This window comes from Mycobacterium sp., assembly GCF_004298145.1.
Lineage (GTDB): Bacteria > Actinomycetota > Actinomycetes > Mycobacteriales > Mycobacteriaceae > Mycobacterium.
The window spans coordinates 272,517-286,518 of record NZ_SCRH01000038.1 but is presented as its reverse complement, the minus strand read 5'-3'; the positions used below and the strand labels follow the sequence as shown (position 1 = coordinate 286,518).

Below are 14,002 nucleotides of genomic sequence, written 5' to 3'. Positions count from 1 at the left end.
CAGGTGCGCGGGCCACTCCGGCCACCGGGGCCGACAACCGCACCTGAATCGCGGGTCAGCCCCGACGGCGGGTCTTGATGATCTCGAGGCGCTCCTTGAGCAGCTCTTCGAGTTCTTCGACCGAGCGGCGTTCCAGCAGCATGTCCCAGTGCGTGCGCGGTGGCTTCACCTTCTTCGGCTCGGGCAGGTCGCCCTCAATCAGGGTGCCTTCCAAGCCGTTGCGGCACAGCCAGGTGCCGGGGATTTCGGCGTCGTCGGCGAAGGGGACCTCGAACTCCTCGCCGTTCTCGGTGCGGTACTTCGCGAGCTGACGTGGCGCCAAGTCGTGGTTGCGGTCGGTCTCGTAGCTCACGGCCCCGAGGCGACTGCCTCTCAGTACGCGATCAGCCATGTGTGCTACTCCTTTAAGTCGTTTCGGAGCGCTGCGGCTCCTGTAGTGCAATTCTCTCTCGATCAGCAACGCTGTGGCGATCTGCGCAGTTCCCCGGCGAAAAGCCGGTATACGCGACGCGACCCTCAATGATACCGGGATCACCAAACAATCCCGACTAAAGTCGGCAGTCGTGAGCCGCCGTACCCACCCGCAGCCCTGCCGCTGGTGCGGTCGAGACGTCACCGACGTGGCAATGGGCCGTCGCCGCCAGTACTGCCGGCAGTCGTGCCGGCAGCGGGCCTACGAGCAACGGGCCTCGTTGAACCGGCACGGCGCCGCAGCCGTCCCCGACGATGCGGTGGTGCTGTCGGCCGACGACGCGGCCGACCTCTCGGATCGCGTCTACCAGGTGCGGTGCGCGGCCGAGGACGTCGCCACCGCACTCGAGGAAGGCGCCGAGGCCACCGAACTCCGCCAGTTGTGCGACGTGCTGATCCACGCCGCCCGGGCCGCCGACGGCTGGCGCCGAGCGGGTGTCTGACGGCGTCGCTCGGCCCCCGCGCCCGGACCCGACCGGCCAGCCGGAAACTTCCACGACATGCGCCTGACCACCAGCTATGGCTAGCCGGGTACAGTCGCGCCATGGACCATGGGGCACGTCGACGGCGGACCCGTGTCCAGCGAGCTCACTGGGCGCCCCGCGCCGCGACTTGCCTGCGCGGGGCGCCGCGCATGTCCAAGCCGGTCCTTCTGTAGCGGCCGGGAACAGCGGACGTTTTGAAATCCAGTCGGAGTTGGCCATACTCACCAGCAATATTCTTGGGTCGGAGAGCAGCACGACGCTGGTCGAACGAAACACGGCGTCGCCTCGTGCAGCAAATCCCGTGAATCGGCGACAACCGCATCCGGCGGGACAAGACGGCCAGACACTAGGTGAGGGTTAGGGCGAGGTTTAGTGATGGTGGACCAACTCCAGCATGCGACCGAAGCGCTGAGGAAAGCGCTGGTCCAGGTTGAACGCCTGAAGCGCACCAACCGCGCGCTACTGGAGCGCTCGAGCGAGCCGATCGCGATCGTCGGTATGTCCTGCCGCTTCCCCGGTGGTGTGGACAGTCCTGAGTCGCTGTGGCAAATGGTCGCCGACGGCCGCGACGTGGTCTCGGATTTTCCCACCGATCGTGGCTGGGACCTCGGGGCGCTGTACGACCCGGATCCCGACGCGCGCCACAAGTGCTATGTGAACACCGGAGGTTTCGTCGACAACGTCGCGGACTTCGACCCCGCCTTCTTCGGGATTGCGCCCAGTGAAGCCCTGGCGATGGATCCCCAGCACCGGATGTTGCTCGAGCTGTCGTGGGAAGCGTTGGAACGCGCCGGGATTGACCCCACCGGGTTGCGCGGCAGCGCCACGGGGGTGTTCGCGGGGCTCATCGTCCAGGGCTACGGCATGCTCGCCGAAGAGATCGAGGGCTACCGGCTGACCGGCATGACCTCCAGCGTCGCCTCGGGGCGGGTGTCGTATGTGTTGGGGCTGGAGGGTCCGGCGGTGTCGGTGGACACTGCGTGTTCATCGTCGTTGGTGGCGTTGCACATGGCGGCGCAGTCGCTGCGCTCGGGGGAGTGCGATCTGGCGCTGGCCGGCGGCGCGACCGTCAACGCCACGCCGACGGTCTTCGTGGAATTCAGCCGGCACCGGGGATTGGCCCCCAACGGGCGGTCCAAGGCGTACGCGGGTGCGGCCGATGGCGTCGGGTGGTCCGAGGGCGGGGCGATCCTGGTCGTCGAGCGGCTCTCGGATGCGCGGCGGCTGGGTCATCCGGTGTTGGCTGTGGTGCGGGGCTCGGCTGTCAATCAGGATGGTGCCTCCAACGGGCTGACCGCGCCCAATGGTCCTTCGCAGCAGCGGGTGGTGCGTGCGGCGTTGGCCAATGCGGGGCTTGCGGCGGCCGAGGTGGACGTCGTTGAGGGGCATGGCACCGGAACCACTTTGGGCGACCCGATCGAGGCGCAGGCGTTACTGGCGACGTACGGGCAAGAGAGGGGTTCGAGCGAGCCGCTGTGGCTGGGTTCGATCAAGTCGAATATGGGCCACACGCAGGCCGCGGCGGGTGTGGCCGGTGTGATCAAGATAGTGCAGGCGATGCGCCACGAGGTGTTGCCGGCGACGTTGCATGTGGATGTGCCGAGTCCGCATGTGGATTGGTCGGTGGGTTCGGTGTCGTTGCTGACTGAGGCTCGGCCCTGGAAGTCTGAGCGCCCGCGCCGGGCCGGGGTGTCGTCGTTCGGGATCAGTGGCACCAACGCGCACGTGATCATCGAGGCAGTTCCCGTCGAGCCGGTGCGGGAAACCGGACCCAAAGCGCCGGTGCTGCCGTGGGCGGTCTCGGCGAAGACGGCCACGGCGCTGTCGGCGCAGGCGGCGCGGGTGGCCGAATATCTGCGCGCCCATGATGAATTGGACGTAGCGGATGTGGGCTGGACGCTGGCCGGCCGCTCGACGTTCGAGCACCGGGCCGTCGTGGTGGCCGGCGACCGGGAACGGTTACTGGCCGGCCTGGACGAGCTGGCCAACGACGACCCGGCCGGGTCCGTTATCCGGGGTACCGCGACGCCGGCCGGCAAGATCGTCTTCGTATTCCCCGGCCAGGGCACGCAATGGCTGGGCATGGGTATCGAATTACTCGATACCGCACCGGTTTTCGCGCAGCAGATCCAGGCATGCGAAGAGGCCTTCTCGGAATTCGTCGACTGGTCGCTGATCGAGGTACTGCGTGGCGCACCCGGTGCCCCGGGGATGGACCGCGTCGACGTCGTGCAGCCGGTGCTCTTCGCGGTGATGGTGTCGCTGGCCGAACTATGGAAATCGGTCGGGGTCAGTCCGGATGCCGTGATCGGCCACTCGCAAGGCGAAATCGCCGCGGCCTATGTCGCCGGCGCGTTGTCGTTGCGGGATGCCACCCGGGTGGTCACGCTGCGTAGCAAGCTGCTGCGGTCACTGGCCGGACCCGGGGGCATGCTCTCGATCGCCTGCAGCACCGAGCGGGCCCGGGAGTTGTTGGCGCCCTACGGTACTCGAGCCAGCATCGCCGCCGTCAACGGCCGGTCGGCCGTCGTGGTCTCGGGTGACGTGGCGGCGCTCGACGAGCTCGTCGGTTTCTGCACAGATCTCGAACTGCGGACCCGGCGGATCGACGTGGACTACGCCTCGCATTCGGTCGAGGTCGAGGCGATCCGCGGTGACCTCGCCGAGGTGCTCTCCGGCATCGAGCCGCATTCCTCGCGCATCGCGTTCTTTTCCACCGTGACCGGAAGCCGCTTGGACACAGCGGGATTGGACGCCGACTACTGGTACCGCAACATCCGGCAGACCGTGCAGTTCGACCAGGCGGTGCGCAGCGCGAGCGAGCACGGATACCGGGCGTTCATCGAGTCCAGCCCGCATCCGGCCTTGGTGGCGGGGATCGAGGACACCGTCAACGACCAGGCCGGCGGTGGCGCCGAGGCATCTGAAGCCAAAGTCATTCCCACCCTGGGCCGCGACGACGGCGGACTCGACAGGTTCCTGACCTCGGCTGCCACCGCGTTCGTCGCTGGCGTCACCGTGCAGTGGCGCGGCGCGCTGGACGGAGCCGGCTTCGTGGAGCTGCCCACGTATGCCTTTGACCGCCGCCGGTTTTGGCTGTCCGGCGAAGGCGTCGCGGGCGACGCCACCGGCCTCGGGCTGGGAACCAGCGAGCACCCGCTGCTGAGTGCGGTCGTCGAACTGCCCGCCTCGGGTGGGGTGGTGCTGACCGGCCGCTTGTCGCCCAGTCTGCAGGGCTGGCTGACCGATCATGCCGTGTCCGGTACGGTCGTGTTCCCCGGCGCCGGGTTCGTAGAGTTGGCGATCCGCGCCGGTGACGAAGTCGGGTGTTCGACGGTCGACGAACTGACTCTGCAAGCACCATTGATGTTGCCCGCCAAAGGCTCCGGGTCGGGATCGGTTGCCGTGCAAGTCGTGGTGGGTGCCGCCGAAGAATCCGGTCAGCGGGCGGTGTCGATCTTCTCGCGCCCCGACACCGGGTCCGGCTGGATGTGCCACGCCGAGGGAACGCTGAGCACCGGCTCGGTCGAGCCGAGCGCGGATTTGTCGGCGTGGCCGCCGTCGGGCGCCGTCGCGGTCGACCCGGCAGACGGCTACGAGCAATTGGCGGCGCGCGGTTACGGATACGGCCCGGCCTTCCAGGGTTTGACCGCGGCATGGGTACGCGGCGACGAGGTGTTCGCCGAGGTGCGGCTGCCCGACGCCGCCGGAAGCGTCAACGGGTTCGGTGTGCACCCGGCATTGCTCGACGCGGCGATGCACGCGCTGATCGTCGGCCAGCAAATCACCGCGCACACCGACGAAGTCGTGTTGCCGTTCTCGTGGCAGGGCGTGTCGTTGCACGCCGCCGGCGCGTCGGCGGTGCGTGCGCGCATCGCGCCGGCGGCGGCAGCGTCGGCGGCCACCAGTGCAGTGTCGATCGAGCTGGCCGACGGGCTGGGATTGCCGGTCCTGTCGGTGCGCGCGATGGTGGCGCGCTCGGTGAGCGAGCGGCAGCTGCGCGCGGCGGTGTCGGCCTCGGGCCCGGACCGGCTCTTCGAGGTGGCGTGGTCGCCGGCGACAACGACCACCGGCGGTACGCCCGCTCACGAAGTATTCGAATCCGTTGCCGGCGAAGATGATCCGGTCACCGGGTCGTATCGACGTACACGTGAGGCGCTGGCCGCCGTGCAGTCGTGGCTGACCGAGCGTGACTCCGGTGTACTGGTCGTCGCGACCCGGGGCGCAATGGGATTGGCGGGCGAGGACGTTCCCGATCTGGCCGGCGCGGCCGTGTGGGGGCTGGTGCGGTCGGCGCAGACCGAGTATCCCGGCCGGATCGTGCTGGTGGATTCCGATGGCGCGCTGGACGATAGCGCGATGGCAACCGTTCTCGGGGTCGGTGAGCCGCAGGTGCTGCTGCGGGACGGCAAGGCCTACACCGCACGAGTGCACGGCAGCCGGGCGGTCGACGGCATCATGACGCCACCCGAAGACCGACCCTGGCGGCTGGGAATCAGCAGCGCGGGCACCTTCGAAAACCTGCAACTCGAACCGGTTCCCAACGCGGACGCTCCGCTGGAGCCGGGCCAGGTTCGAGTGGCCATGCGCGCCATCGCCACCAACTTCCGCGACGTCATGATCACCCTGGGCATGTTCACCCACGAGGCGCTGCTCGGTGGCGAAGGCGCCGGCGTGGTGGTCGAGGTCGGGCCGGGAGTCACCGAATTCGCGGTGGGCGATTCGGTATACGGATTCTTCCCCGACGGCAGCGGCACGCTGGTGCCCGGTGACGTCCGCCTGCTGCAGCACAAGCCCGCCGACTGGTCCTACGCCGAAGCCGCCGGTATCTCAGCGGTTTTCACCACCGCATACATGGCGTTCATCCACCTGGCCGAGGCCAAGCCCGGGCAGCGCGTGTTGGTGCACGCCGCCGCCGGTGGCGTCGGGATGGCCGCGGTTCAGCTGGCCAGACATCTGGGCCTGGAGGTGTTCGCCACCGCGAGCCGCGGCAAGTGGGACACGTTGCGGGCCATGGGCTTCGACGATGACCACATCTCGGATTCGCGCAGTCTCGAGTTCGAGGACAAGTTCCGCTCGTTCACCGGCAGGACCGGCGTGGCTGGGATGGATATCGTGCTGGACTCGCTGGCCGGGGAGTTCGTCGACGCCTCACTGCGCCTGGTCGCTCCCGGCGGCATGTTCCTGGAGATGGGCAAGACCGACATCCGCGACCCTGGCGCGGTGGCCCAGGAATACCCGGGTGTCCGCTACCGCGCGTTCGACCTCTTCGAGCCCGGCCGGCCCCGGATGCATCAGTGGATGCTCGAGCTCGCCGGACTGTTCGACGCGGGGGTTCTGAAACCCTTGCCGGTGACAACATTTGACGTGCGACGCGGTCGCGCGGCGTTGCGGTATTTGAGCCAGGCCCGCCACGTCGGCAAGGTGGTCATGACTATGCCTTCTGGGCCCGGTGCCGGCCCAAGTGCCGGGCTGGCCTCGGGCACGGTGCTGATCACCGGCGGGACCGGCATGGCGGGCTCGACGTTGGCCCGTCACCTGGTGGCGCACCACGGCGTCGAGGACCTGGCGCTGCTGAGCCGGCGCGGGCCTGGCGCGCCGGGATCCGCCGCGCTGATCACCGAGCTGGAAGCGGCCGGAGCCCGGGTGCGAGTGATCGCCTGCGATGCGGCCGACCGGGCCGCACTGGCCGCGGTGATCGCCGAACTTTCGGCGCGACGGCCGTTGTCGGGCGTGATCCACGCGGCAGGCGTGCTCGACGACGCGATGGTCACCTCGCTGACACCCGAGCGAGTCGACGCGGTATTGCGGGCCAAGGTCGACGGGGCCTGGAACCTGCACGAGCTGACCCGTGATCTGAATCTGTCGGCGTTCGTGATGTTTTCGTCGATGGCCGGGCTGGTGGGCTCGTCGGGGCAGGGCAACTACGGGGCGGCGAACACGTTCCTCGACGGCTTGGCTGCGCATCGGCGCGCGCACGGGCTGCCGGCGATATCGCTCGCGTGGGGGCTGTGGGACCAGGCCAGCGCCATGACCGGCGGACTCGACGCCGCCGACCTCGCCCGGCTGGGCCGCGACGGCATCTTGGCGTTGTCCTCGGACGAGGCGATGGAACTGTTCGACACCGCGTTGATCGTCGACCAACCCTTCCTCGCGCCCGCCCGCATCGATCTCGGCGCGCTGCGCGCCCACGCGGTCGCGGTACCGCCGATGTTCACCGACCTGGTCAACGCGCCGACCCGCCGCCGGGTCGACGACTCGCTGGCGGCCGCGAAATCGAAATCGGCTCTGGCGCACCGCCTGGACGGACTGCCCGAATCCGAGCAGCACGCCGTGCTCCTGGATCTGGTGCGCTCCCACATCGCCACCGTGCTGGGCAACACCACCGCCGAGGCGATCGACCCGGACAAGGCTTTCCAAGAGCTGGGCTTTGACTCGCTGACCGCGGTCGAGATGCGTAACCGGCTCAAAACCGCGACCGGACTGGCGCTTTCGCCCACACTGATCTTCGACTACCCGACGCCCAATGGCCTGGCGGGCTACATCCGCACCGAGCTCGCCGGGGTCCCGCACGAGATCAAGCAGGCCCCGGTCGCCCGCGCCACCGAGGACGATCCGATCGTGATCGTGGGCATGGCGTGCCGCTATCCGGGCGGGGTGAATTCCCCCGAGGATCTCTGGCAGATGCTGGCCGAGGGGCGCGACGTGCTCTCGGAATTCCCGAGCGATCGCGGCTGGGATCTGGTCGGCGTGTACAACCCCGATCCCGACGTTCCGGGCACCTGCTACACCCGCACAGGCGGCTTCGTCGATGGCGTCGCGGACTTCGACCCCGCCTTCTTCGGGATACCGCCGAGCGAGGCGCTCGCCATGGACCCGCAGCAACGCATGTTCCTCGAGCTCTCCTGGGAAGCGTTGGAGCAGACCGGAATTGAACCCGGTGCGTTGCGCGGCAGCGCCACCGGCATGTTTGCCGGCGTGTACACGCAGGGCTACGGCATGGACGCCGCGCCCACTGCGGAGGGCTTCCGGCTCACCGGCCAATCGTCGAGCGTCGCCTCGGGGCGGGTGTCGTATGTGTTGGGGCTGGAGGGTCCGGCGGTGTCGGTGGACACTGCGTGTTCGTCGTCGTTGGTGGCGTTGCACATGGCGGCGCAGTCGCTGCGCTCGGGGGAGTGCGATCTGGCGCTGGCCGGCGGCGTCACGGTCAATGCCACGCCCGACATCTTCGTCGAATTCAGCCGGATGCGCGGGTTGTCCGTCGATGGCCGGTGCAAGGCGTATGCGGGGGCCGCCGATGGCACCGGGTTCTCCGAAGGTGGCGGCATGCTCGTGGTGGAGCGGCTGTCGGATGCGCGGCGCCTGGGTCATCCGGTGTTGGCCGTGGTGCGGGGCTCGGCTGTCAATCAGGATGGTGCCTCCAACGGGCTGACCGCGCCCAATGGTCCTTCGCAGCAGCGGGTGGTGCGTGCGGCGTTGGCCAATGCCGGGCTTGCGGCGGCCGAGGTGGATGTCGTTGAGGGGCATGGCACTGGGACCACGTTGGGTGATCCGATCGAGGCGCAGGCGTTGTTGGCGACTTATGGGCAAGAGAGGGGTTCGAGCGAGCCGCTGTGGCTGGGTTCGATCAAGTCGAATATGGGCCACACGCAGGCCGCGGCGGGTGTGGCCGGTGTGATCAAGATGGTCCTGGCGATGCGCCACGAGATATTGCCGGCGACACTGCATGTCGATGAACCCAGCCCCCACGTCGATTGGTCGTCGGGTTCGGTGTCGTTGCTGACCGAGGCGCGTCCTTGGAGCGCAGCGCGCCCGCGGCGCGCCGGGGTGTCGTCGTTCGGGATCAGTGGCACCAACGCGCACGTGATCATCGAGGCAGTTCCCGTCGAGCCGACGCCAGAAACCGGACCCAAAGTGCCGGTGCTGCCGTGGGCCGTGTCGGCGAAATCGCCGTCCGCGTTGAGGTCTCAGGCCGCCCGGGTGGCGGCCCACCTGCGAACCCACCCCGAACTGGATATCGCCGATGTGGGGTGGACGCTGGCGGGCCGGTCGATCTTCGAACAGCGGGCCGTCGTCGTCGGCGGCGACCGGGAGAGCCTGTTGACTGGGCTGGACGAGTTGGCCGGGGACGACCTGGCCCCCTCGATCGCTCGCGGCGCCGCGACGCTCGGCGGCAGGACCGTTTTCGTCTTCCCCGGCCAGGGCTCCCAACTACTCGGTATGGGTAAGGGATTGCACGGCGCGTATCCGGTGTTCGCCGAGGCCTTCGACGCCGTCCTGGCCGAACTCGATCAGCACCTGCTGCGGCCCCTGCGCGACGTCATGTGGGGCCAGGACGAAAGCCTGCTGAATACCACCGAATTCGCGCAGCCGGCGCTGTTCGCGGTGGAGGTTGCGCTGTTCCGCTTGCTCGAATCGTGGGGCGTGCGCCCCGACTTCGTGATGGGCCACTCGATCGGCGAGCTGTCCGCCGCCCACGCCGCCGGAGTCCTGTCGCTGAAGAACGCCGCGGTCCTGGTGGCCGCGCGGGGCCGATTCATGCAGGCGCTGCCGGCGGGCGGGGCGATGATTGCCGTGCAGGCTACCGAGGAAGAGGTACGGCCACTGCTGGTGCCTGAGGTCGGCATCGCGGCCGTCAACGGGCCTGCCTCGGTAGTGATTTCGGGAACTGAAGGCGCGGTGACCGCGATCGCGGACCGGCTTCGCGCCGACGGACGCCGCGTCCACCAACTCGCCGTCTCGCACGCGTTCCACTCTCCGCTGATGGACGCGATGATCGACGAATTCGGAACTGTCGCAGCGGGGCTCGCCATCGGCAAGCCCGTCATCCCGATCGTGTCGAACGTGACCGGGGGATTGGCCACCGATGACTTCGGAACCGCGGCGTACTGGAAGCGGCACGTCCGCGAGGCAGTGCGATTCGCCGACAGCGTGCGTTTCGTCCATTCGGCCGGCGCCACCCGCTTTCTCGAAGTCGGGCCCAGCAGCGGCCTGACCGCGTCGATCGAAGAGACGCTGGCCGACAACCCGGTGACGACGATGTCGGCTCTGCGCAAGGACCGCCCGGAGCCGGTAGCCCTGGTCGACGCCCTGGCGCAGGGGTTCGTCTCCGGGATGGACGTGGACTGGCGCGGTGCGATCGGCAAGGCAAATCTCGTTCAGTTGCCCACGTATGCCTTTGACCGGCGGCGCTTTTGGCTCGCGCGTGACGGCGCCCCGGCCGATGCCGCGGGGTTGGGCCTGGCGGCCGGCGAACACGCCTTGCTGGGCGCGGTGGTGGAACTGCCCGCGTCGGGCGGTGTGGTGTTGACCGGCCGGTTGTCGCCGAGCACCCAGGGCTGGCTGGCGGATCATGCCGTCGGCGGTGTCGTGCTGTTCCCCGGGGCGGGGTTCGTCGAGTTGGCGATCCGCGCCGGCGACGAGGTGGGCTGCGGAGTTGTCGAGGAGCTGAATCTGGCGGCGCCGCTGGTATTGCCGACCGGTGGCTCGGTCGCGGTTCAGGTGGTGGTCGGCGGCCCTGACGATTCGGGTGCGCGTGCGGTGTCGGTGTTCTCGCGGGCCGAAGGCGGCTCGGGCTGGTCGTTACACGCCGAAGGCGTGCTGCGCGCCGGGTCGGTGCAGCCAAGCGCGGATCTGTCGGTGTGGCCGCCGGTGGGTGCGGTCGCGTTGGATGTCGGCGACGGGTACGAGCAACTGGCCGAGCGCGGCTACGGATACGGGCCCGCATTCCGTGGCCTGACGTCGATGTGGCGCCGTGGCGATGAAATCTTCGCCGAAGTCACCCTGCCCGCCGACGCCGGGGTGTCGGTGTCCGGGTTCGGGGTCCACCCGGTGCTGCTCGACGCGGCGTTGCACGCGGTCATCTTGGCGTCCAACGAATCCGACGGCTTGGGCGTCGACCAGGGCTCGATGCTGGTCCCGTTCTCCTGGCAGCAGGTGTCATTGCATGCAGCGGGAGCGGCGGCGGTGCGCGCGCGGATTGTGCCGGTGAGCCCCGCCGGATCGTCAGCGGTGTCGATCGAATTGGCCGACGGGTTGGGGCTGCCGGTGCTCTCGGTGGCTTCGATGGTGGCGCGTCCGGTGACCGATCAGCAGCTACTGGCCGCGGTGTCGCAGTCGGGTCCGGACCGGCTCTTCGAGTTGATCTGGTCCGCGCAGCCGTCGTCGGCGGTGCAGCCGGTATCGGTGTCCGCTTGGGGCGCACCGGTATCCGGCGAGCCCGACAACGCCGAGGGCGAACGATCGGCGGTGCTGTTCGAATCCGCCCCGGTGGCCGGTGACGTCGTGACGGAGGTCTATGCGGCGACGCGCGCGATGCTGCCGGTGCTGCAGTCGTGGTTGGCCAGCGACGAGTCGGGAACCTTGGTGGTGTCAACCCGGGGCGCGATGGCGTTGCCGGGGGAGGACGTCACCGATTTGGCCGGCGCGGCGGTGTGGGGGCTGGTGCGGTCGGCGCAGACCGAGCATCCCGGTCGGATCGTGCTCGTCGACACCGATGCGCCCCTGGATCCGGACACGATCGCAGCCGTTTTGGCGGTCGGCGAGCCGCAGGCCTTGCTGCGCAACGGGATGGTCTACACCGCCCGGGTGCTCGGCAGCCGCGCGGTGGGCGGTCTCCTGCTGCCACCCGACGACGGGCCATGGCGGCTCGGCATGAGTAGTTACGGCACCATCGAGAACCTGCGGCTGGAGCGGATTCCCGATGCCGACGCGCCGTTGGAGCCCGGTCAGGTGCGGGTTTCGCTGTCGGCAATCGCAGCCAACTTCCGTGACGTCATGATCGCGTTGGGTCTCTATCCCGATCCAGACGCGATCATGGGCATCGAGGCCGCGGGTGTGGTCATCGAAACTACTCCCGAAACTGCCTCGCAGGGCAGACGTTTCGCGGTCGGCGACCGCGTCATGGGGCTGTTCCCGGACGGTACGGGAACGATCGCCAAGACCGACCAGCGACTGCTCGTCAAGGTGCCCACCGGATGGTCACACACCGCCGCCGCGACGGCCTCGGTGGTGTTCGCCACGGCGCGCTACGCGCTGGTGGACCTGGCCGACGCCAAGCCCGGTCAGCGGGTGCTGGTGCACGCCGCCGCCGGTGGCGTGGGAATGGCCGCCGTCCAGCTGGCCCGCCAGATTGGTCTGGAAGTGTTCGCGACGGCCAGCCACGGTAAGTGGGACACGTTGTGGGCCATGGGCTTTGACGATGACCACATCTCCGATTCGCGCAGCTTGGAGTTCGAGGACAAGTTCCGGGCGGTCACCGCCAGGACGGGCACGGCTGGGATGGATATCGTGCTCGACTCGCTGTCCGGTGATTTCGTCGATGCCTCCCTGCGGCTCGTCGCCCCCGGCGGGGTGTTCCTGGAGATGGGCAAGACCGACATCCGTGACCCCGAGGTTGTCGCCCGGGACCACTCCGGTGTGCGCTACCGCGCCTTCGATCTCTTCGAAGCCGGGCCGGACCGGATTGCGCAGATGCTCGACGAGCTGGCGACGCTGTTCGGCGACGACGTGCTACATCCGTTGCCGGTGACCAGGTTTGACGTACGCCGCGCGCCGGCGGCGTTGCGGTACCTGAGCCAGGCCCGCCACGTCGGCAAGGTCGTGATGACTCTGCCGTTTGGCCCGGGTGGTGAGCTGGGTGAGGGCACGGTGCTGATCACCGGTGCGACCGGGATGGCCGGTTCGGCGTTGGCACGCCACGTGGTGGCCCGCCACGGCGCGCGCAACCTGGTGCTGGTGAGTCGGCGCGGTCTGGATGCGCCGGGGGCCGCGGAGCTGATGACCGAGCTGTCGGCCGGCGGGGCGCAGGTACAGGTAGTCGCCTGTGACGCGGCCGACCGTGAAGCGCTGGCCAAGGTGCTCGCCGATATCCCGGTGCAGCGGCCGCTATCCGGCGTGTTTCACGCGGCAGGGGTGCTCGATGACGCGGTGATCTCGTCGCTGACGCCGGAGCGCATCGAGGCGGTGCTGCGTGCCAAGGTCGATACCGCCTGGAATCTGCACGAGCTGACCCGCGACCTCGATGTGTCGGCGTTCGTCATGTTTTCCTCGATGGCCGGGCTGGCCGGAGCGTCAGGGCAGGCCAACTACGCGGCCGCGAACTCGTTCCTGGACGGGTTGGCCGTGCACCGGCGAAGGCAAGGGCTACCCGCGGTGTCGCTGGCCTGGGGGCTGTGGGATCAGGCCAGCGCCATGACCGGTGCGCTTGGCGCGGCCGATCGTGCCCGTTTTGGCCGCGACGGGATTGTCGCGATGTCTTCCGATGAGGCGCTGGAGTTGATGGACACCGCGCTGATCGTCGACGAGCCGTTCATGCTGCCCGCCCATATCGACCTGGCGGCGCTGCGGGTCAAGTTCGACAGCGGAACCCTGCCGCCGATGTTCGTCGATTTGATCAACGCGCCGACCCGGCGTCAGGTCGACGACTCACTGGCGGCGGCGAAATCCAAATCCGCTCTGCTGCAGCGCCTCGAAGGGCTTCCGGAAGATGAGCAGCAGGCCGTGCTGCTGGATCTGGTGCGCTCCAACATCGCCACCGTGCTGGGCAGCGCCAGCCCGGAGTCGATTCACCCGGACCGGGCCTTCCAGGAACTCGGATTCGACTCACTGACCGCGGTCGAGATGCGCAACCGGCTGAAATCCGCTACGGGACTGCCCCTTTCACCGACGCTGATCTTCGATTACCCGAACTCGGCCGCGCTGGCCGGCTACATGTATTCCGAACTCGTCGGATCGTCGGAGCAGCAGACACCGGCCGCCGCACCCGGGGAGGCCGAAATCCAGCGGGTGGTGGGATCCATTCCGGTCAAGCGGCTGCGCCAAGCCGGTGTGCTGGAACTGTTGCTCGCGCTGGCAAGCGAGGCCGAGGGCGCCACGCAGCCGGCGGCCGCCGCGATGACCACCGAAAAGGACATCGCGGACATGGACCTCGACGCTTTGGTCAATGCTGCGCTGCTGGATGACGACGACGAATGACCATTTGCCGCGCCGGCGACGATGCAGAGCGTAGCGATGAGGAGGAGCGGCGCAATTGGGGGCGCCGGCGA

3 protein-coding genes are annotated in these 14,002 nt (G+C 68.7%); 2 read left to right on the top strand and 1 reads right to left on the bottom strand.

From position 1 onward, the window contains the following. Positions 1-55: 55 nt before the first annotated feature. Positions 56-391: an RNA polymerase-binding protein RbpA gene (locus tag EPN51_RS14990; RefSeq protein WP_007770897.1), complete on the bottom strand. Its 336-nt coding sequence runs from the start codon at positions 389-391 to the stop codon at positions 56-58. Positions 392-563: 172 nt separating this feature from the next. Here EPN51_RS14990 and EPN51_RS14985 point away from each other — a divergent pair, with 172 nt between their 5' ends. Both EPN51_RS14985 and EPN51_RS14980 read left to right on the top strand, forming a co-directional pair. After that, entirely contained in the window at positions 564-914 is a 351-nt protein-coding gene (locus tag EPN51_RS14985) for a hypothetical protein (RefSeq protein WP_293043875.1), read from the top strand. A gap of 417 nt (positions 915-1,331) precedes the next feature. Next, positions 1,332-13,931 carry a type I polyketide synthase gene (locus EPN51_RS14980; RefSeq protein WP_293043873.1) on the top strand — a complete coding sequence of 4,200 codons (12,600 nt, stop codon included), beginning with the start codon at positions 1,332-1,334 and terminating at the stop codon, positions 13,929-13,931. Positions 13,932-14,002 lie beyond the last annotated feature (71 nt).

Coding starts and splice junctions, on each gene's coding strand:
- EPN51_RS14990 (WP_007770897.1), bottom strand. CDS start 391: ATGGCTGATCGCGTACTGAGAGGCAGTCGCCTCGGGGCCGTGAGCTAC.
- EPN51_RS14980 (WP_293043873.1), top strand. CDS start 1,332: ATGGTGGACCAACTCCAGCATGCGACCGAAGCGCTGAGGAAAGCGCTG.